General features: G+C 54.2%; 16 protein-coding genes and 1 pseudogene. 2 read left to right on the forward strand and 15 right to left on the reverse strand.

What is annotated here, in order from left to right; genetic code table 11:
* Nucleotides 1–23: 23 nt before the first annotated feature.
* The 9 genes from HC231_RS15635 to murQ form a co-directional block, all read right to left on the reverse strand.
* Entirely contained in the window at nucleotides 24–593 is a 570-nt protein-coding gene (locus tag HC231_RS15635) for a fimbrial protein (RefSeq protein ID WP_208227617.1), read from the reverse strand.
* 14 nt (nucleotides 594–607) lie between these two features.
* On the reverse strand, nucleotides 608–1,762 hold the full coding sequence (locus HC231_RS15640; RefSeq protein WP_246494540.1) for a fimbrial protein: 1,155 nt from the start codon (nucleotides 1,760–1,762) through the stop codon (nucleotides 608–610).
* On the reverse strand, nucleotides 1,759–4,380 hold the full coding sequence (locus tag HC231_RS15645) for a fimbrial biogenesis usher protein (protein ID WP_208227619.1): 2,622 nt from the start codon (nucleotides 4,378–4,380) through the stop codon (nucleotides 1,759–1,761). Before HC231_RS15645 ends, HC231_RS15640 begins: the two co-directional genes overlap by 4 nt.
* A gap of 102 nt (nucleotides 4,381–4,482) precedes the next feature.
* Entirely contained in the window at nucleotides 4,483–5,202 is a 720-nt protein-coding gene (locus tag HC231_RS15650; RefSeq protein WP_425490398.1) for a fimbria/pilus periplasmic chaperone, read from the reverse strand.
* 215 nt (nucleotides 5,203–5,417) lie between these two features.
* The gene (fimA, locus tag HC231_RS15655; RefSeq protein WP_208227622.1) at nucleotides 5,418–5,975 is read right to left on the reverse strand and encodes a type 1 fimbrial major subunit FimA; all 558 of its coding nucleotides are present in this window, start codon (nucleotides 5,973–5,975) and stop codon (nucleotides 5,418–5,420) included.
* 821 nt (nucleotides 5,976–6,796) lie between these two features.
* Nucleotides 6,797–7,402: a helix-turn-helix domain-containing protein gene (locus tag HC231_RS15660; RefSeq protein ID WP_208227624.1), complete on the reverse strand. Its 606-nt coding sequence runs from the start codon at nucleotides 7,400–7,402 to the stop codon at nucleotides 6,797–6,799.
* A 477-nt stretch (nucleotides 7,403–7,879) separates the two neighbouring features.
* Nucleotides 7,880–8,920: a serine hydrolase domain-containing protein gene (locus HC231_RS15665; protein ID WP_208227626.1), complete on the reverse strand. Its 1,041-nt coding sequence runs from the start codon at nucleotides 8,918–8,920 to the stop codon at nucleotides 7,880–7,882.
* 122 nt (nucleotides 8,921–9,042) lie between these two features.
* Nucleotides 9,043–10,488, reverse strand: coding sequence for a PTS N-acetylmuramic acid transporter subunit IIBC (murP, locus tag HC231_RS15670; protein WP_208227628.1), 1,446 nt, complete (start codon nucleotides 10,486–10,488; stop codon nucleotides 9,043–9,045).
* Nucleotides 10,481–11,401, reverse strand: coding sequence for an N-acetylmuramic acid 6-phosphate etherase (murQ, locus tag HC231_RS15675; RefSeq protein WP_208227630.1), 921 nt, complete (start codon nucleotides 11,399–11,401; stop codon nucleotides 10,481–10,483). The genes murP and murQ overlap by 8 nt, the downstream gene beginning before the upstream one ends.
* Before the next feature lie 818 nt (nucleotides 11,402–12,219).
* Between murQ and HC231_RS15680 the strand changes: the two genes are divergently transcribed.
* Nucleotides 12,220–13,092 carry an SIS domain-containing protein gene (locus HC231_RS15680; protein WP_208227632.1) on the forward strand — a complete coding sequence of 291 codons (873 nt, stop codon included), beginning with the start codon at nucleotides 12,220–12,222 and terminating at the stop codon, nucleotides 13,090–13,092.
* Between the two features lie 264 nt (nucleotides 13,093–13,356).
* Nucleotides 13,357–14,262, forward strand: a complete 906-nt coding sequence (locus HC231_RS15685) for a DMT family transporter (RefSeq protein WP_208227634.1) — start codon at nucleotides 13,357–13,359, stop codon at nucleotides 14,260–14,262.
* A gap of 203 nt (nucleotides 14,263–14,465) precedes the next feature.
* On the opposite strand, the gene HC231_RS15690 is transcribed toward HC231_RS15685, so the two are convergent.
* From HC231_RS15690 to HC231_RS15710, 6 genes and pseudogenes are all read right to left on the reverse strand, one after another.
* Nucleotides 14,466–15,386 carry a DUF3829 domain-containing protein gene (locus HC231_RS15690; RefSeq protein WP_208227636.1) on the reverse strand — a complete coding sequence of 307 codons (921 nt, stop codon included), beginning with the start codon at nucleotides 15,384–15,386 and terminating at the stop codon, nucleotides 14,466–14,468.
* Nucleotides 15,387–15,646: 260 nt separating this feature from the next.
* A complete protein-coding gene (locus tag HC231_RS15695; RefSeq protein WP_208227637.1) occupies nucleotides 15,647–16,486 on the reverse strand; it encodes an erythromycin esterase family protein in 840 nt (279 codons plus the stop codon).
* A 46-nt stretch (nucleotides 16,487–16,532) separates the two neighbouring features.
* A complete protein-coding gene (gene nhaA, locus HC231_RS15700) occupies nucleotides 16,533–17,873 on the reverse strand; it encodes a Na+/H+ antiporter NhaA (protein WP_208227639.1) in 1,341 nt (446 codons plus the stop codon).
* Nucleotides 17,874–18,071: 198 nt separating this feature from the next.
* A pseudogene (locus HC231_RS24040) lies at nucleotides 18,072–18,221 on the reverse strand (hypothetical protein); the annotation flags it as partial.
* 84 nt (nucleotides 18,222–18,305) lie between these two features.
* The gene (locus HC231_RS15705) at nucleotides 18,306–20,372 is read right to left on the reverse strand and encodes an FAD-binding protein (RefSeq protein WP_208231369.1); all 2,067 of its coding nucleotides are present in this window, start codon (nucleotides 20,370–20,372) and stop codon (nucleotides 18,306–18,308) included.
* 64 nt (nucleotides 20,373–20,436) lie between these two features.
* Complete coding sequence (locus HC231_RS15710) at nucleotides 20,437–21,603, reverse strand: MFS transporter (protein ID WP_208227641.1); 1,167 nt, start codon at nucleotides 21,601–21,603, stop codon at nucleotides 20,437–20,439.
* Between the last annotated feature and the right edge of the window lie 35 nt (nucleotides 21,604–21,638).

The raw sequence follows: 21,638 nt of genomic DNA on the forward strand, positions 1-21,638 counted from the left end.
GTCCGCTGGTTGACGCTCTCCGATTACTGATAGCTCAGCGTAAATGTGGCATCGGCATTGGCCGACCCCGGCGTTACCGCGTCGCCAGTCCGCACATACCGCCCATAGAACATCAGCGATGCGCTACTCGCGTTGGCGGTCAACGCATAAACTTCGCTCGCCTGACCAAGTGGAATTTGATTGCGGTCTTTATCCAAAATTTCCACCGCGAGGTTAGTCGCGGTGCTATCGCTACTCAGCGCCAACAATGTGCTATCGGCCGTGTCCTGGGTGCCGGAAAAAGTGACCTGTACGCCGGTCGCCGCCGCGGCGCAGTCTTCTAAATTAATCTGGAAAGGCGTCGCCTCCGGACTTTTCTGCGTGCCGATAAACTGTTTGCTGGCCCAGCTTCCCAGATCCACGGTTTTATTGACGCTATCCTGGCTGACGACGCAACTGTTGGCGATCACCGTAACAGTCAATTGCATATTGCTTAGCCCCAAATCCGCCTGTACGGAGGGCGCCAGCGCGGCCAGCAACAGCGCGCCGCCAAGTTTCAAACCACGACGGCCGAGGGCGCGTTCAATACTGCGGATAGATAAAGAATCGTTCACCTGACTTTCTCCTATTAGTAGAAGTCGACGCGCAGATAGCCTTTGCCGGTCGCCAGGCCGACTGCCGGCGTCTGGCCGGTAACGCTGACCGGATAAGCCCCGATTTTGACGCTGGCGCTGGCGGCGTCGTCAAGCACGAACGGGATCACGCTCGATAGGGAGTTGGGCGTCAGCGGGTTGTTGTCGCCGTCGGTGATGATGAATCCGATGTCGGCGTTGTCGGAAACGATCATATTGTCTTTCACGTTGTCGGCCTGCACGCGCAGCGACAGGCTGGTCTGCGCTTCAATGCCCTTACACTGAATGCCGATGCTGCGGTTGGCGGGCGTTACGCCCTCCGCTATCTGACCGGCGGTTTTGAACGCGCCGGTCGAAACGCTGCCGAAATCGATGGCGATGATTTGCCCGGCGTTCAGTTCACAGCTTTGCGGCACCGTGACCGTACCGCTCAAATAACCCACCGCGATCGGGGTGCCGGTGCCCAGACCTGCTCCGCCCTGATTGGCGTACAGATAGAAGATAGGAATTGATGAGATGGTGGTAATACCGACGAACGGACGTTTGATGCGGAAGTTGACCCGCACGCGGCTGCCGCTGGCCAGCGTCGATCCGCAGCGCCCTTGGCAATTATTGTTGACGTCGGTGAAAGGGACATACTGGTACACAAGCTGTCCCAGATTGACGTTATTGATACCGATCTGCGAGGCGACTTGCAGGTAATCATTACTGCCGATGTCGTACCATTTGGTATCGCCTTCGGCAACCGCGAAGGTCAGCGACGGCCCGACCGTCGAGGTAAAATAGGTATCGGGTCCGCCTCTGCATGCGCCGCCGATCGCCGACGATCCTGATGCGGTTTCATCCCGCCACCCGGTCTCATAGCCGGTATAGTTCTGGGTGGAGGCGATGGTATAGGCGAAGTTATAGGTGGTCGGGGAGCCGCTGACCGTACTGCACTGCGCAGCCCACCCAATCTGCGGCAGCCCCAGCGCGCCAGCCGCCAGCGTTATCCAAAGCGCATTGCCGCGCACGGCGCAGAGCGTATTTCTCACAAGCTGTTTCATTAGCGTTTCGCTTTTAATACCGAGATTGTTGATCGATTCCCACTGCCGTTCGGCCGTGGCGGAGCGCCGAGGCGCTGCTGTTGCTCTTTCTAGCTTCCGTTTCATTGGCATCCCGATTTGGCATAGGTTATCGGCTGATTTTCACTGCCGTCCGGCAGCGTATAATCGACCAGACATTGCTGCTGCGCGCCGCTGCCCCATTCAACTTTCAGCGTGCCTTTATTCGGCAGGCCGGAGAGGAATACCTGGCCGTTATCGCCGACGATGCCGGTGTAATCGCTATCGGTGCGCCTAACCTGCGCGCCAAACGGCACCGCCTTTCCATCCCGCTGCAACAGGGTAATCAAAGCGCGCCCCCCCACGCGGGCACGGAAATCCGCCCGCACCAATGCGCCGCGCGTCGGCACCACATTCACCACCGCGTTGTCAATCTCGGTATTGGTTTTCAGCGAATCGATATCCAGCGCAATGCGGTTGGCGCGATATACGCTGGCGTAGGGGATCACCGCATAACCGCGCCAGTCTGTGCGTATGCCGGTGGTGTTGAGCAACTTCACATCTTCGGCGCCCGGCGCCTTGATTAGCACATTGGTGTCGCCCAACGGCTGGCTAAGCGTGATGCCGTTGGCGTGGGCGACGATGCCGCCGTTCAAACCGTAGTTCAGCTGATGGTAATTGCGGTAGTAGTTGTAACCGACGTTGCTATTGCCGTAAGCGCCTTGATAGTTGAGGTCAACGCCGCCGCTGTAATCGATGTTTTTATTGCCATAGCCCTGCCGGATGCTGTAGTTGAGGTTATTATCTTCCAGCAGCGTACCGCTGACGCCGGCCTGGTGAACGGTGCGGTGACGGTTGTCGGTGGTGGCGTTATAAGTCGCGTAAGCGCTGTTGCTGGAATTGCTGAAAATGCCTTTGTTTTGAGCGGGGCTGAGCCACTGGCCAATCGGCAGCGAGAGGTTGAAGGAAATCATCCGATCGCTATCGTCAAGCCCCTGGCTTTTGTTGTAGCTGTACGTCAGGTTATAACTAATGTTGTTATAGTTACCGCTGTAGCCCACTTGCCATAGCTCGTTGCTGCGATCGCTTTGCCAATAGGTCTGCCGGTTGGCGGAGAAAAATATCGACCCCATTCCCTCTGCCAACTGCTGAGAAATGTTGATTTGCATTTGGCTTTTCTTGGCATGGCGCAGGTCGTAGTAGTCGCGGTAGACGATACGATCGGTCACCGAATCATCAATGGTGTAGCCCTGCATATTCTTGTAGCTGGCTTCATCCAGCGTAAAGAATCCTTTGGTTGAATAGCGGTAGCCGAGAAGCTGGAAGTTGGTGCCGAGGTCATTAAGCGATTTGGCGTACAAGAAACGCGCCGACTGGCCGTCATGCTCGCTGCCGTCCGCCAGTTTGGTATGGGCCTGCGTGACGTCCAAAGATAACGCGCCCCAATAGCCCAAATTTTGACCGGCGCCGAACGCCACGGATTCATAGTCTTGCGACAATTGGCCGCCGCCGTACAGCGTAGTACCGTGCGGCAACCCCCAGATCAACGTGCCCTGCGCGAATTTCGGTTCGCTCTGCTGGCTAATGTTGCTGCGGTATTCCGCCAGCGTAACGGCGTACTTGACGTGGCCTTCTCGTTGCAGCAGCGGCACGGCCGAATAAGGCAGGGTAAAGCTATTGACGCTATTGTCGCTTTCGGTAACCGTCACTTGCAAGTCACCGCTGGATGACGTGGGATATAAGTCGTTGATAACGAACGCGCCGGGCGCGACGTACGCCTGATAAATGACGTAGCCGTTTTGTCGGATGGTGACGCGGGCGTTGCTCTTGGCGATACCGCGGATCGTAGGGGCGAAACCGCGCAGGCTGTCCGGCAGCATGGTATCGTCAGACGCCAATTGCACGCCGCGGAACCCCAGACTGTCGAACACTTCGCCAGGTGTAGTGCTGTCGCCAATCGTCACCTGACTGCGCCACGGCGTAATCGCATGTTGTAAATAAGTGCTGACGTGCTGCCATTCGCTGTTGCTGACGTTGTGCTGCTGGTTATAGTTCCAGGTAGAGAAGTCGCGCAGACGCCAGCCTTTCCAGTTTATTCCGCTGTCTAAATTGAGAAAATAGTTATCGCTGTCGGTGCTGCCGCCGGAGGTGTTGCTGCCGGTGAAATGGTAATTGAGCAACGCGCTGGTGATACCATCATCCCACTGTTCCGGCGGAATATAGCCGCGCCCGCGGTGCGTCAACGCGACTTGCGGCACGCTGAGATAAAGGCGTTGCAGCTCGAAATTGAAGGTACTGCCGGCATCGGGGATTGCCGCCGCCAGCGATATGCATTTATCGTTCGGCGCCTGCGCGATGTCGGGAATAGAGCTTACATTGATATTAAGCTGCTCCAGCATCGGCCGCGTCAGGCAGGCTTCCAGCCCGGTGTTGTCTGATGCCGCCGCGACGGCGTTTTTCGCTGCCGCCGGCTTGGCATGAAAGGAGACGTCGCGGGAAGTGGCAAACTCGTCGTTGATATAAATATCCACGCGGTAAATACCGGGCGGCTGTCCTTCGCCACGTTCGAAACGCGATAGGTCGGCAACGGCGGACGGGTCGTTCGATAGAAACGACGGATTAAAATACTCTTCAGCCGATGCGCCGCCAAATGGGAGCGCGATGCTCAATATAATCGCCTGACATAGCGGATTCAGGCGGCAATGTATAGGGATTAGCGACTGCATTCGAAAATCCTCGCTGTTATAACGAAAACGCGCCCGCGAGCGAAAATTGGGTATTGCGCTTTTATTTGCTTTAGTTTTGGTGCCGATAGCGATGCGCTGAAATCACTTCAGTACGCCGATCGCCTTGGGCGTATTGCCACCGTAATCGTTAATGGTCTGATAGGTCAGATCGCCGCTGGTCCCGGCTGGAAGCGCTATCGAAACGTTCCCGTTAGGCGGCACCATGGTATTGGGAAGCTTTTTCCCGCTTCTATTGATGTTCACTAAGGTGATGTAATAAGGCGTGGGGTTATCGATGCGGACCGTTTCGTTGACACGGCTGAAATGCAGTTTTTCTGGCGCCTCAATAGATGAAATAGCCAGGTTGGCCGGACGCACGAACAACTTGATGCGGGACAATACCGCCAACTGCAGCACATTTTTATTCTGCAGGTCGTTTTTATCCACCGATGGTATCGCCTTGACGTTCATCCAGAAGAGAGACTCTCTGTCAGCCGGCAGCGCTTTACCGGCATACATGATGCGCAGCGTATTTTCGCCTTTGGGATTGGCGACAAACAGCGGCGGCGTTACGACGAAATCGCCGGTTTTGTTGCCGTTACTGTCCTCCACCCAGGATTGAATCAGAAAACGCGATTTATCATCGCTGTTGTTGATGGTCAATGATGTCTGGGTCGCGCCGGCGGGATAGATAACGCGCGTGGCGCCAAGACCGATGCCCCCCGCCAGCACGGATTGAGAAACAGTCAATAAAGAAAACGCAATGCCGACGCGAGCTAACCAGCGTAATGACGTCGTATATAATGATGGGGTATTAAACACACTAGACCTCGTTGATGCATAATTGATGCATAAATAGACGTAAAGCAGTCGGTTCTCTAATGGCCGCAGGGCTGCGCTTCTGTCGGGCGACAGGCGAAAATGGGAGCGACAGAACGCCATCGCGCGGTAGCGGTGAAGAGTGTCCTTGCAATGACCCTTTCCAACTGAATCAGCCTTCCCTGGCTTGTTGTTCACATCCTTATACGTGTTGCGGCTTATTCATATTGCATGGTGAAGGTGGCATCCGCGTCGGCCTGACCAGGGGTAACGGTAGCCAGAGTTGATTTATAACGTGCGGTAAAGTTCAACGTATTACCGTTACCGTTGACCAGCGTCTGAGCAGCGGAGAAAGTGGAACCGTTTGGCGGCAATACGGTGCCTTTGCTGTCGGAAATTTCAATACCAACGCCGCTTGCTGCGCCGGCGCCGCCATTAGTGATGTTGCTGGTGGTCAGCACGGTGTTATCGGTGGAATCTGCTGAACCATTGAAAGCAACGGCTGCGGTAGTCGATACGGTGGTATCACAATCTTCAAGCTTGATAGTGAACGGAACTTTGCTGGTATATGACCCCACTGCGGTGAAGTTAGCCGTACGGTACTGACCCAGGTTTACCGTCTGGTCGGCGGAATTGGTGCTTACCGCACAGGCGGCGTTAACGATCTCGCCTTTAAAATGAACGGTACCGCCAGAAACGGTTGTCGTTGCGGCGGCGGCCAAACCAGATGACAGCACAGATGCACCGATCAGGGCGCTGAGTAGTAATTTACGCATAAGTGAAGATTCCTTAATTACCAATAAATGAATGTGATATAGCGACCACATGATTATTTCTCATATGCCGCAATCCATCCTGAAATCGATATAAGAAGCGACCGATACGGTTCATTCTTAAATAGAGTTCAGCGCGGCGGTATTGAGAAAAATACTGCATGCACAGCATCCTTTCCGCCTTTTTATTATTTTCAAAAAAAGACGACATAGGGGATAAACAAACAAAAAACGAAAGATAGTGATAAAAATCTTAACGAACCACGGATCCCCGCCCAACGCAGACAAATAATCTAAAAAACGAAAAATACAAAAAACAACACACTGTTTTATCTTAATGGATCATCAATGATAAAATTTTGCAAAACCAAATAAAAAACATCATATGACTAAAAGTATTTATTAAATGTTAAAGAATAAAAGTATCCAGCCCGAAATAATTTACCCGATAAGAATAACGACACCAAATAAAAACGGTTAAATTAACCCGCTATTTGTCAGCAATGTAAATATTCACACACAGATAAATACGGACCGGTGAAATATGATAACCAGGTGAAATACTCAAAAACAGCTTTGGCAGGAAATAAGTAAAAAGGCGGAGCCCACGCCGCTCGGCGATGGGCTAATAATATGGGAAGAGCGCTCAACTGACGCTATTTAACGAATAGCAAGCCGGGTAATTAATAATGATGAAATATTGTCCGTTATTCCTGATAATACCCGGTCGCATTCGGGGCAGTTGAAGCGCGGCAAAGAGTATGTATCTGTTGACAAGGCTGACGATGCGAGGGCCGGAGATCGCGCAGTTAGCTAAATTCTAATCAAAAAGAGATTTTTTTTAACCGCCCGTTCTCCATTTCAATGGCCTGCTCCTCCTGTAGTTTCTTTAATATTCTAAATATGGTGCTTCTTGATAACGAGGTTCTCTCGGCGATATAGGTTAAGGCGCTAAAACGCTGCCTGACTTCCGGCGGCAGGTTATTCAATGAAATCAGCATTTTTTCTACGATAGAGACCGAGTCGCCATCGTTATCGACACAAAAGTTAACCAGATAATGAAACCAGAAATTGACGATATTTAGAACATCATCAAATCGTTGATAGGCGGTGACCACTCTAAAAGCAAGATCGAAGGGCAAACATCTTATTTTTCCGTAATCAATCCTTTCAAGATAAATATCATCGCAGCCTAATACCGCCTGCGACCAGCCCACAATAGATGGAGATAAAATGACCGAAATAACTTTGTTATCTCTAGTCCGCTTCATTAAAAACTCACCTTCATCAAGAAAATAGATAACTTTCCCGTTTTCGGTATGGATATGATAACGTCGTTTCCCTTTAACAATTTCGCTTGGCGCAGCCGAGCTTGTATATGGATAAAGCATTTTTGTCAGACGAGATATGGATTGCTCCAGATCAACCATTCGAGTAACCTTAATATAAAAATAATAAAAAATATTTCATTAATAATGCATGGAAAAATCCAAGCTATTTTTCTAGTAAATATGTTTACCTAATTACCCAATATATTTCAGGCGCAGGAAAGCGGCCCATGTACCTGAAAGGTGAAGGGTATATATCCTGTGTGCAACTCACTTTAAAATATAGAAGTATTTTTCAAAATACGCGATAAATCGCCCCAATAGAATAAACATCCAAACATTAAGGTTAAACCCGACATTCAACAAAACTATAGCCTAAAAAAAACAAAACTATAAATTAATATGCTAAAAAAACCTCAATTCACACAATGACGCCATTAACGGACTAAGAAAATTCTTATTAGCAAATGAAACCCAATGTTAAATAAATGTTCAAAACAGTATTCTGACTCGCCACCGTCTTGCTGACGAAGGGAAAAGCGCCGACGCGGATGTCACGCCAACAACGCCGTCGCGGATTCAGACCGCGCGTTGCCGTTCACGGATAATAGCGCCCAGCAACTGGTGTAAGCGGTCCCGGTGGCCGGTGCGCGCCGCCGACGAACCGCCGTCCGAGGTCATCACGACGGTCAGCGCCAGCCGGGGCACGATATAGAGCATTTGTCCGCCGAAGCCCCAGGCATAGTGTACCTCCTCATCGGCGATCCGCGTCTGGAACCAGCCATAGCCATAACCATCGCCGGTATAGGGTGATTGCGTTCGCGGCTGCCAGGACGCCGCAATCCACGCAGGAGAGATCAACCGCTCGCCAGCCGGCGTGACGCCGCCCATGCGGTAAAGTTCGCCAAAAGCCAGCAACGAGCGCGGACTCATCGCCATTTCGTTGCCGCCCAGATAAATGCCCTGCGGATCGCGCGTCCAACCCGTAATGGCAAAACCATCCAGCGGCCCAAGCCAATCACGCGCCAGTTGCAGAGCGGTACGTCCGGTTTGCCGGGAAAGGATCGCCGACAGCAAATGCGTTGAGCCGGTGGAGTAGATCATGCGTCCGCCGGGGTCGTCGTCAAACGGTCGGGCCAACGCCGCGCGAACCCAGTTACGGCTATTGGCCCAGGCGCCGTACCCCGCCCCCGAGGTTGATGCCAATCCCGCCTGCATGGATAACAAATTCCCGATGGTTATTTTGCTCATGCGGGGATCGGGATGCGCGGGCAGCGCATCGGCAAGCAGCGGCGCTATCGTCTGATCCGGCCCGTCGAGGATACCTTTATCAATCGCAATGCCGACCAAAGCCGATATCACCGATTTCGACGCGGATTTGATATTCGTGGGCGCGGTGGTCAAGTGCCCCCGATAGCCACGCTCAGCCACAATCCGGCCCTGCCAGGCGATAACCACCGTTTCCAACGGCGCGATCTCTTCCGCCTCGTCAAGCAGCCGCGTCACCGCCGCCGAATCCGCCGCGGCAACCGCCGGCAGCCCCAAAAGCAGCGCGAAGATAAGCGCGAAACTTCCCCGCCTCATACCGCAACATAAGTAAACGCCGTACCGCTTCTTCATAGGCAAAATCCTCAAGGTATTAATACGGACATTAAAGATAACGGCGGGTGAAGGTCAAGATGCGTCCCGATGGGAAAAGATGCCTTGCCGCCATCCGCTGCCCGGCGGCAAGGCAAGCCGACTTAGCTTAAATCGACATTTTTGCTGCCGAAGAACCAGGTGAAAATAAAACCGGCGGCGTAAGACACCAGCAGCCCGGCGATATACACCAGAATACCGGCATAAATGCCCTGCCCAGACGTCATCAGCGGAATAGAGACGATGCCGGAAGGACCAAAGACGGTATTCAGCCCGATCGGCAATCCCAGATAGGCCACCAGTCCGATGAAAAATCCGCCGGCTGCGCCGCCCAAACAGGCGGTGATAAACGGTTTTAGCCGGGGCAGCGTGACCCCGTAAATCAATGGCTCGCCGATGCCGAGGATCCCAGGGATGATCGCCCCCTTGATCTGGGTGCGCAATACGGAGCCGGTTTTCGCTCTGACAAACAGCGCGATTGACGCGCCAACCTGTCCCCCGCCGGCCATGGCCAGAATTGGAAACAGCGAGTTAAATCCCTGGGCGTCCATCAGGGCGAAATAGACCGGAACAAACCCCTGATGAATGCCGAACATCACCGCAATGAGGAATAGCCCCGCCAGAACCGCGCTGCCAATCGGATTGCCATTCAGATTCAGGAACAGCCACGACATGCCTTTGAACAGTTCGCCCCCAAGCGGCATGATCACCACGAACGTCACCGCGCCCATAATCAACAGCGTAATGACCGACGTCAGGATCATATCCAGATTGTCGGGCATGAATTTCCGCACCATCCGCTCGACCCAGGCGCCCATAATCGTGGCGATCAGCACGCCGATAATGCTGCCTCTGGGATCGATGGGCAGCCCAAAGAAATTATCGATTCCCGCGTAGTAGCCTACCTTGGCGTCCGGCGCGTAGCCCAGCACGAAAAGCGAGGCGATGATGGCCCCGTTGACGCCGGTGCCGCCGAAAGCCTTTTGCGCATTATGGCCGATCAGAATACTCAGAAAGGCGAAGAGCCCCTTGCTGAATATCTTCATATAACCAATGGCGCTAATCAGCCAGGGGCTGGGGGACTCGGCGCCAAGCACCAGACTCTGCTCCAGCAGGGTGGCGATCCCCAGCAGCAGCCCGGCGGCAATGAAGCCAGGGATCAGCGGCGTAAAGATGGTGGCAAATTTGGTGAAAAAGTGATGAATCGCGCTGCTCTGTTTCGATTTGATCTGCTTTTTATTCTCTGAGGCGATCGATTTGAGATCCCTGGGGGCGTCCGCGCTTTCCGGCGCGGCGCGGCTGAGCAAGGCGTTCATCATTTCGGCGGCGGTTTGCGCCTTACCGGGACCAAGAACAATCTGTAATTGATCGTCGCCCTCAATCACGCCCATCACACCGTCAACGCGTTTCAGCGCATCGTGCTCAACCAACTCCCGGTCCGTCAGCGTTAAACGCAGCCGCGTCATACAGTTGCCGCAAAGCGTGATATTTCCGCCGCCGCCCACATGGACGAGAATCTGTTCGATCATTGCTTGGTTTATTTTAGCCATCGGTGTGATGTCCTGTATCCTGTAATGTCGAGCGGATAAAACCGTTGTTCCGCTGCAAAAGCGCCCCGGCGTCAGCGGCGGAAAGATTGGCCAGCACCATAACAATCGCCGTTTTACAGTGATTGCCGCACTCGCTCAGCGCGTCTTTGGCGCGCTGATGGCCGCATCCCGTCGCCTGCATAACGATGTTGATCTGACGCTGAACCAATTTGGCGTTGGTGGCTTCAACATCCACCATCAGGTTGCCGTACACTTTTCCGCTGCGGATCATCGATCCGGTGGTCAGCATATTGAGAACCAGCTTCTGCGCCGTCGCCGCCTTCATACGCGACGAACCGGTGACGACCTCCGCTCCCACGACCGGTTCGATGGCAATATCAGCCAGACGGCTCATTGCACTCTCCGGATTGCAGGTCAACGCGACCACCGTCGCGCCCAACGAACGGGCATAGCCCATCGCCCCCAGGACGTAAGGCGTGCGCCCGCTGGCGGCAATCCCTACCAGCACATCGCGGGAATTGAAATTCAGATCGCGTAAATCCTGCTCGCCCTGCGCCCCGTTATCCTCGGCATTCTCCACCGCCTGTAAGATCGCCGGGTGTCCGCCGGCAATCAGGCCGACGACCTGCCCGCGCGGCGTGCCATAAGTCGGAGGGCATTCGCTGGCGTCCAGAATTCCCAGCCGTCCGGAGGTACCGGCGCCGCAGTAAATCAGGCGGCCGCCCTGAGCGAAGGCGGCGCTAATGGCATCCACCGCCTGCGCCACCTGCGGCAGCGTTCGCTCTACGGCAAAGGCTACTTTTTTATCTTCACTATTAATTACTTTGAGCATCTCTAGCGTCGGCAGCGTATCGATGTTCTCGCTGGCCTGATTACGGCTCTCGGTCACCAGGGCGGATAAGTCTATTTTCATAAGCGGATTGCGTTATATTTGTACAGTGGATGGAATAATTTATACTTAAGTATGGACCAATAAAATAATATTTTATTCATATCGCTAATAAAGCCTCAAATTTTCACCCCACCCCTGCCCTCCCCTTCACAGGGGAGGGAGAAAGCCCAGCATTTTTAATGCGTTGGCCCCTCCCCCTGACAAGCGGGAGGGAGGAAGCCCAGCATTTTTAATGCGTTGGCCCCTCCCCTGACAAGCGGGAGCGAGAAAGCCCAGCATTTTTAATGCGTTGGCTCCGCCCCCTGACAAGCGGGAGCGAGAAAGCCCAGCATTTTTAATGCGTTGGCCCCTCCCCCTGACAAACGGGAGCGAGGAAGCCCAGCATTTTTAATGCGTTGGCTCCGCCCCCTGACAAGCGGGAGGGAGGAAGCCCAGCATTTTTGATGCGTTGGCTCCTCCCCCTGACAAGGGGGAGGGAGGAAGCCCAGCATTTTTGATGCGTTGGCTCCTCCCCTGACAAGGGGGAGCGAGGAAGCTCAGCATTTTTAATGCGTTGGCTCCTCCCCTGACAAGGGGGAGGGAGGAAGCCCAGCATTTTTGATGCGTTGGCTCCTCCCCCTGACAAGGGGGAGGGAGGAAGCCCAGCATTTTTGATGCGTTGGCTCCTCCCCCTGACAAGGGGGAGCGAGGAAGCTCAGCATTTTTAATGCGTTGGCTCCTCCCCCTGACAAGGGGGAGGCAGGGAGGGGGTTGCTAACGGCAACGTTTTGTTTTTGACGACATGCAACGTAAGATGACTCGGCCAGGCTATCCGCTCTGTTGACTAGGTGGGTTTTACCATGAGATACACACAAAAAATCATCCATAACAAAGAGATATTTACTCCCGGCGAGCGCAAAATTGCAGACTATCTGCTGGAAAATCCCGATAAGCTAAAGCAGCTTTCTTCACAGGGGCTGGCGGCGGTTCTGGGCATCAGCCAATCCAGCATTATCAAATTTGCGCAGAAACTGGGGCTGAAGGGTTTTACCAACTTGAAGATGGCGTTAATCGAAGAGCGGGGACAACAGGTATCGCAGCAGAAACGGCAAAGCTCGCATATTCATAATGCCATCAACAGCAACGACAGCCTGACGGATATCGCCGAGAAACTATGCGCGGAAAAGCAAAAGGCGCTGCGGGATACCACCGATAGTCTTGATTTTGCCCAACTACAGCAGGCGGTTTCGCATATCCAGTCCGCCAAACGCATTCAGATCGCCGGCGTGGGCGGTTCATCGCTGGTCGCCAAGGATCTGGCCTATAAGCTGATGAAGATCGGCTACCCGGTAATGAATGAGTTGGATAGCCATGTCCAGATCACCGTTGCGCAATCTCTCGGCGCCGCCGATGTACAAATCATCATTTCATTTTCCGGCAAACGCCGGGAGCTATTGATCGCCGCCGAAGCCGCCAAAAAAAACGGCGCGACGCTGATCGCCATTACCTCCCTGCAGCATAATCCGCTGCGCGAACTGGCGGACTGCACGCTTGATACCATCGCGGATGAAACTCGCTGGCGCAGTTCCTCCATTTCCGCCAGAACGGCGCAGAATACGATTATCGATCTGCTGTTCGTCTGCCTGTTGCAGAAAAATAGTGAAGATAGCCGCCGCTTTATCGAACAAAGCCAAACGCTGGTCGATCGGTTGAGCGCACCGAACGCCAGATAGAACCCGGTTACCCGGCTTGGCCATGCCCCGGCCGAACGCCGTTGATCCGACAGGATTAACCGCGTGCGCCTTACGCCGCGCAAAATCAGCCCACCTAATTATAAACCCTGAATAATTAATTTCTCTCCGCGTAAATACTTTGCGATCCTGCAATAGACGGTCTTGAACCTTCCATGACGCGCACACGGGGAAAGGTTACTGCCCAAGATGCCGGCGCCCGCGCCTCGAATTCAACCCGCTTGTAGATATCAACCTGGGGACACAATGATCAGATTAGCCGGTATCTCCGCCGATAACCGCCGCTCGCAGAGCTTCGCCATTTTTTTGACGATACTATCAAGCCTTCTATATGTAATCGGATACTCGCTCTCTAAAAAGCTGGTGATATCTTACGGACTCACCGCGATGCAGGTGACGTTCCTGCGGTGCGGCTTGGTTCTTGCGGCCGGCGCGACGCTGACGGCCAAACCGGCAACCGGAATAACCTGGCGCCGCATCTGCTTTCCCGCTAGGCCGCTGGAACAAAGAACGGCCGCGGCGGCGCTGGTGGCGTCGAACGTTTTGTCGATTATCTCTTATAGCCTGATTCAGGTAACGGATGCGTCGGCTCTGGGGTTCAGCGCCCCGCTCATGCTAACGGTCATGAGCGTTATGTTATTGGGAGAGCGCGTGCCGCTGTCGCGCTGGTTCGGCGTTATCGTCGGATTCGTCGGCATGCTGCTGATTGTCAGACCGGGAACGGGAAGCGTCTCGCCCGTCGGCGTCGGCACGGCTTTACTCTCCGCCCTTGCATACGCGATTTATCAAATTCTGGTCCGCCGGCTTCGAAACGATGCCACCAGCGTTGATATCACGCTCCAGGTCGCGGTTGTCGGATTCATCGCGCTCCTCATTTTTATGCCCTGGATGTGGCATCCCTTGTCATTTGAAGGCGCGCTGGTCGCCGTGCTTTTCACCGCCGTACAAACGGCGGGAATGGCGAGCATTGCGGCCGCCCTTCGGCGCGGCGAAGCCTCTCGTCTCGCGCCGTGGCAATTCTTCGGATTAGTGTGGGCGATGATAATAGACACGGTGGCGTTCAATAATCTGCCGGCCGTCACCTCGATCGCGGGGGGATGCATGATCCTAAGCGGCGGACTATTGGGCCATCGCCGCCAGGATAAAGGCTAATCGCTTCACGGATTCGGGAAACATTTTTTAAAACAGCACGTTTATAACGTAGATATCCCTATGCCGCGCGCATGGCATAGGACGGCGAGGGTATCGGCGATTATGATAAAAATTCGAACCGGAACGGCAGTACGCACAACGGAAGGAAGGGGATGATTGACGCGTAGCAAACCTGCATTTGCCGCGCGTCTTGTGCTGCACGTTTAATTATTGTAGGAGTTAACGGCATCATTGTAGCCGTCGATCATGAACCTATGATCGGACGGATCTTTCGAGTCTTTAAACTCACGGTAATATTTAAGCTCGCTATAAAGATAACTAATCACCGAGTTTTTAGGCACGCCGGGTTTGTTCGCGTTAGGATCCTGGTCGATAAGTTTTTGCAGGCTGGCAAGATTGTCCTGGATCTCTTTAGCGATGGCATCCGCGTGGGCGACTTTATTTTTATCCTGCAAGTCCGCTTCCGACTGGATCAGCGACACCAACTCTTCGGCCAAATTTAAACTTTTCAGCTGATGATAGGCGTACATCTGACCGTTCTTTTTCATCGCTTCCAATTGCTTATCCTGATTCTGGTGATACACCACGCTCAACTTCGTCTGAAAATCGGCATAGCTCTGCAATGCCTGTTCCAGTTCATCTTTAATACGGGCGTCCGCGCTTTTCCCTTTAGCCAGATTATCCATCTTATACTCGGCCGTTTCATAATACTGACCCAGTTGCTGCTGTTCATTATGCAACACTTCAAGCTTTTTCTTTAAATCGGCGGCGGCCTGAGTTAATTCAGGATTTCCCTGATAGTTTAATCCTTCGGCGTTGGCATATTGTTCCATGATGTAATTATAATTAACCGGAACAATAGTCAGCGAATAACTGCCTTTCCCATCCCCTTTATCGATATTCTGCCGTATGTAATTGCTCGCGGCGTATTCCAGACCAGTTATATTATTGAGTTGATTGCCTATTTCAACGTAATAACTGATAGTCTGCGTCTCTTTCTGATCTTCGGACAAACTACTGGCGGCAGTAGTAGGTTCCTTACTTTGCCGATCGCACCCCGCCAGACCGCATAATAAAAGCGCGGAAAATAGTGTCGTCAGAGTAAATTTTCTTGCATTATTCATGTAGGTATTCGCTTTATTTCGCCATAGAAACGGAGCCGGAATAATAGTCTCTCCACGCATCTTGTTACAACATCGGGGGTTGCTGATTTAATCGTCTAATTCATGGAAACCCAGGGTATATCCCGACGTGAATAGAGATTAAGAATATTCGCAAAATGCGGAGATAGTCTGAATAATATCCGCAATAGCTGAAATGGGTGGCGATATTTTCCAATATAAACGCCTTGCGGACATTTAATATGAATTCGTAAGCCGGGCGCTTATTCACACGGGGTTAGAACCGGCGCGCTAACATGCGCAAATACTGCGCACCATTCGTATTGTTCTCTGACCGGCCGCGTTTCCCGTTCGAATGCGTGATGCCAGGCCACATACTCTGATGGAATATCCGCGGCGGCGGCAAGGCAAGGCGGTTGTTCGGCGGCGGTAAGAAAAACTTCCGCCGAGCGCGGATCGTCAATGACAAAGGAGAACGGCGTCAAATCGTTGTGGCAAGCGCTTCCCTGACGCGCAAGAAGCGCAATACTTTCCATCTGTCCGGGAAAACTGCGGGCCAGATGTTCCCGCACCGACCTTAGCCTCAGCGGCGGCATTTCCCGGCTGCCGCATCGCTTTATGTGCATGTTGTGCATCATCACCAGTAGCGGCGCATCGGCGTAATGACCGGCGATGCGCCGCACCTGGCGCGCCATATAGCGGTCGCGCCGGGCGAAATATCCGTCGCTGCGGCGTATCTTGTGAAAAAGCGCCATCTGCCGGGTTCGCCGCGCCGACCACGCGGCGGGAAACGACGCCAATGGACGCCGGGGAATAATGTCCGCCCCCAGACAAGGAATGCCGGCATCAATCCCCCGTCTGAGCAAACCTAGCATTTTTTTCGTTCGCATCACCGCGGGAAAATTAATCAGGCGCGCTCTGGCCGGTTCCTGATTCGCATGCGACAACGCCATGCCCAGATGATCGGCTTCAAACACCCACACCCAGTTTTTGCCGCAATAGCGCCGGGCGAAATCCAGCTTGAATGTCGTAAACGCCCCTACTCCGTGGATAGCCTCGCCGATAAACGTAATGCGCTTCTCCGGGTGGTACGCGCGCCACATTATTCTCTCCTCATTATCCGCCGGCGATAACGATGTCATGGCTGATTCACGCTACCGTGTCTGGTTTCAGTCCGCCGTCGTTCGCAGCCCGCACCCGTCTTACATAAATCTTACCCCATGCAATCCCCAGGATAGCCGCCGTCAATGAGCCTAATAAAACGCCTAGTTTGGCGGCGCCTAGCTGGTTTTCGTTCGAAAACGCCAGCATGGCGATGAAAATGGACATGGTGAAGCCGATTCCCCCCAATAGCCCGATCAGAGCGATACCGCCCCAGGACACGCCGGGAGGACGTTTGCATAACCCCACGCGAACCATTAGCCAGCTTACGGCGATAATGCCCAGCGGCTTGCCTGCCACCAGCCCCGCCATCACGCCGATCATCACCCAATGCGCGCCTTCCGCCGAGAGATTTACGCCGTCAACGCTCACCCCGGCATTCGCCAGCGCAAACAACGGCATGATGAAAAACGCCACCCACGGATGCAGCGTCATTTGCACTCTCATTACCGGAGGAAGAAGTTCGCGCCTGGCCAAACGCAATTGCTTGAATGGCTGGGATAACTGCCCCGCATCGTTATTCTGAGCGGAATAGCGGTCTGCCAATTCGTTACTGATGCGCAGAATTTTGTCCAATGCGGATTCATGCATACGCGCCGGTAATACCGGGGTAATAAGACCAAGCACTACTCCCGCTATCGTCGGGTGTATGCCCATGATCAAAAAACCGCTCCAGATAACGACGCCGGGAATAACGTAGGCCAGCGCCGCGCCGATGCCGATTAACTGAAAACCGAAAACAAGCAATATCCCGGCTGCGGCGATCGCCAAGCCGCTATAGTCAAGCCCGGCGGAATAAAAAAGGGCGATCATTACAATGGCGATAATATCGTCGATAATCGCCAGCGTGAGCAGAAACACCCGCACATTGCCAGGGATGGAACGCCCCAGCAGCGCAAGAACGCCCACCGCAAAGGCGATATCGGTCGCGGTAGGCACCGCCCATCCGTGGTGCCGGGCCGGATCGCCGTTAAACAGCGTGTAGATAAGCGCGGGAACCGCGACGCCGCCGAAAGCGGCCACGATCGGCAACGTCGCCTGTTTGATATTACTCAGCGCGCCGGCGTGAATTTCATATCTGATTTCCATGCCGACCACTAAAAAGAAGATCGCCATTAGCCCGTCATTGATCCAAAAATGGAGCGGATGGGAAAATGAAAAGGATCCGATGGCTATCGAAATCGGCGTATGCCATAAATTATGGTAACTGGCGGCGAAGGGGGAATTCGCCCAAATCAGCGCGATGGCCGCGGCGACAAGCAATACGATGCCGCTAACCGATTCAATATGGGCAAAACGTTCTAGAGTGGCGAAAGTGCGTTCAGCCAAAAGACGGACGCGGGGATTTTACGCTGTGCAAGGTCGCGCTTCATAACAAAAAAGCTCCGCGCGGCGGCCCGACCAACGCATGATGATAACCTGCCTAACTGCCCTATACAGCCGACACCCAGGCGGAAATTTATCATGTCCTTGCGTAAGGGGGCAAGATCGGCTGAGTGGCTCCGCCTTGCCATTTTGCGCCGGGAATTACAACGGGGTCACCGTGTTGACTTGATGGTGAAAAGCATAAGGATCGGACAGTAATTTAAACTGCTCGTCATCTGGGTAGGTTACCGCCACCGCATATTGCTCACCGGCGAAAGCCATTACCGCCGCCATATCGCGCCAATAAGCAGATTAGCACAGCATGGCTGAATAAATCAGGCGTTGGCCACGCCACCCGATCTCATGCCGGATGGCGGCCAAAGCCCTGTCGCATTATTAGCGATAGATTTCCCCGGTCAGAAAATCGGGCCAGTTTTTCTCGAAGAAGATAGCGTCGAGATCGCCGAGAGAGCGTAAAGGCTTCGGCGTCACGGTAAAACCCGATGGCCGATAGCTAACGAACAGCTGTTGCTGTTTATGCTCCGGTTTTTCCGTCAAAAACCGGTACTGCTCCAGCGCGCCGGCGCGCGTCGTTGGGGTTTCCTCCCCCCGCGGCGAGCAAATGGCTCTGGCGCCTCGGCTGCCGCCCCCCTGACTGATATAGAAATCGAGCGCGCTGAGCACCGCTTCCGACGCCAATGCCATATGACGCCATTGAAAACTGACCGCCGCTTTGTTGACGAACGGAATGGCTACGCCGCGCTCGCGTATTTGTTCATTAAGCCGCCTGGCCGCCAGCAACGCATCCCTGACCTCATCGGCATGGCAGATAAATCCGGCCTTATCGCTCATCCGCTGCTGAATTTCCCGCTTGATATCGGTAATATCCAGACCGTTTTTATTGTTCATTCCCATGCGGATCTCTTGCGCGCAGTCGTTAATTTGGCGCAGCAGCCCCGATACCGCTATCGGCGCGGTGTTCTCCTGACTGGCGATTTGCCGGGCGCAGCGCATGCCGAATACCTGTCCCGCATTCAGCGCCGCGCCGCCCGGCCGGGTCACGCCGTGGGTGCCGGCCGCTTCCCCGACGGCAAAACAGCCGGCCAGCGAAGTTTGCCCCCACATATCCACCGCCAGCCCGCCATTCATATGCTGATGGTTGACGTTAAACGGCAGCGGCGCGGCGCTGATATCATGGCCGTGATGTTTGTAGAGTTCGATAGCCAGCGGATTCATGCGCCGCAAGCGATCGATCGGCATGGTCAGCAACGCTTCATTGTTCGTCAAATACTGCGCGACATCGTCATCCAGTTCGTTCAGGCTGAACGGCCGGCCGCCGGGCACCGGCTGCGGATTACGATTGAAATCCATATAGATGGTTCGGCCCAGTTGCGATTCGGAAAAAATCGCCAAATCGACCAGACTGGAGCCAAAATTCAGCATTCGCGTGGCGTGGATCGGCCATTGATAACCTTTTCTGAAAATATTCGACGCCAGTTCCTGCGTGGTGCGGTAGTAATCAGCCAGAAAATTATGTTCCCCGCCCTGTTCGTCCACCGAATAGATGTAAGGCATACACTGAACATAGGTTCCAGATAGATTCCACGGAAACTCATCGCGCCGGGTGCCGATGCCGAACTGATTTTCGGTCAGGTTTACCGCCTCGATCCCCGCTTCCAGCCCCAGCCCCAGCGATCCGAAACAGCGGTTGGGATAGACGCTGTCGCGAAACAGCTCACCCGGCCCGCCCGCGGCCAGCACCAGCGACGGACAGAGATACAGCGCCAGACCGGCGGGATTATGCTCGCAGCGTGCGCCGGTATTGATCGCCAGCGCCCCGGCAATCCGCCGTTTACCATCACGATCGTCAATTAACAGACGGATAACCGTCGAGTGATCGACGAAAGGCACCGCCAGCCGGTTCGCCTCTTCGGCCAGCACCTTGACCATCAGCCGCGAGGTGCGCGGTCCGCAACTGGTGGCGCGGCCCGCTTCGTCATGGTCGGTCTGATAGCGTAAGGTGGCACCGTAACGATCCTCCGGCAAAGGCAGGCCGATATATTTCAGGCCGGCGAACGCCTCAATAGAACCGACGGCTTCGACATAGGCCGTATCGGCGTCCATCGCCCCGCCGGCGCTCAGCGCATTCGCCAATTGAATGAAATTATCGCCGCGATTGCTGGTGGCGGCGGTATGCAGCGTCTGCTTATCCGATCCGGAGCAGGCGGACGTGCCCCAAAACAGCGTCTGCGTCGCAACCAGCACATCCACATTCCGCCGCTTCAGCTCCACCGCGGCGCGTAATCCGGCGGCGCCGCTGCCCACCACCAGCGCTTCGCCGCGATAAACGGGAAGGGTTATCCCCTGCTCCAGCGCCAGCGACTCATCCGGCTGGCGGATGGCGGTATGTTTGGGCATTTCGACATCGGTTAACTGGTCCAGCGTATTCTGCGAAATAATCATTGCCATATTCGGTCCACTCGTTGAAATCTGTTATGCGGGCATTCGGTTATCATCGGATGAGGAATCAGGTATCGGAGACCACGCCCGACGCCTTTGGCTTGACGGCGCTATCCGCTCCAACCTCGATTTTATTGACTCTCAGCAGCAGCAAGCTGCTTAACGCCATCAGGCAGGCGGCGAAAAACCACACCGCCGGCATGTCGTAACGGTCGGACAGATAACCCGCCAGCACCGGAGAGATACCGCCGGCAATCATGCCGATGTTCATGACGAAACCAATGGCCGCGCCGCGAATGGAAACCGGCACCAGTTCGGAGGTAAAGGAGATCACCAGCGGAGTAATGGGATAGCCAATAAATCCGAGCAGCATCACCAGCGCCACCACCACAAAGAGCGGCAATTCAACGATCAGCGAAGCCATTAACAGCCCGCTGGCTACGGTGATCCCGATCAAAATCCATCTCTTGCGGGAAAAATTGCCTTTATCGCAGTAGCGCCCCAGCAGAAAGCCCCCCAGCGCGCCGGTCAGGCCAAGCAGGCTGGCGATCGTCCCGGCCATGCTCATCGGCATTTGTTTGGCGTTCATCAGGAAAGTCGGCGCCCACAGCAGCACGATCCACCAGCCGCACAGCAGCAGAAAATAGTAGAGCGCCATCATCACCACGGACGGGGTGCTGAACAGCAGGCTTAATGGAACCTTCTCTTTGACTACGGTTGATTTGGCGCGAGCGGCGGCGGATTTAGGCTCGCTTTTAACCAGAATGGCGTAAAGGAGCGCCACCAGAAGCCCCAGACCGCCTGCGACGTAAAAGACCATGCGCCAGCCGTAGACCGGCCCCAGCACCGCGCCCAGCCAGGTGCCGAAGAAACCGCCGATAGGGTAGCCCATCCAGTACAGCGACATCACGGTAGTTCGCTGTTTTTCGGTAGTAACGTTAGCCACTTCCAGCGAGGCGGCGGGCCAGAATATCCCCTCTCCGATACCGGTCATGACGCGATAAAAAATTAGCGCGGTGAGACTGCCGGCGAGTCCGGTAAATATCGTGGCGAGGGAAAACAACGTCAGCCCAAGAATTAATACCGGCTTACCGCTGAGTTTGTCGGAAATAATGCCTGAGACGAATAAAAACAGAATAAAGCCGTAAAAGAAGGAGCTGAGTAATATACCGGAGCTGCCTTTTCCCAAACCAAAATCATGAGAAATCAAGCCAATGGCTGAGGATACGGTCATTCGGTCCACTGAATACATCATATAACCGAGCCCGC

Origin of the sequence: Brenneria izadpanahii, assembly GCF_017569925.1 — a bacterium.
Classification (GTDB): domain Bacteria; phylum Pseudomonadota; class Gammaproteobacteria; order Enterobacterales; family Enterobacteriaceae; genus Brenneria; species Brenneria izadpanahii.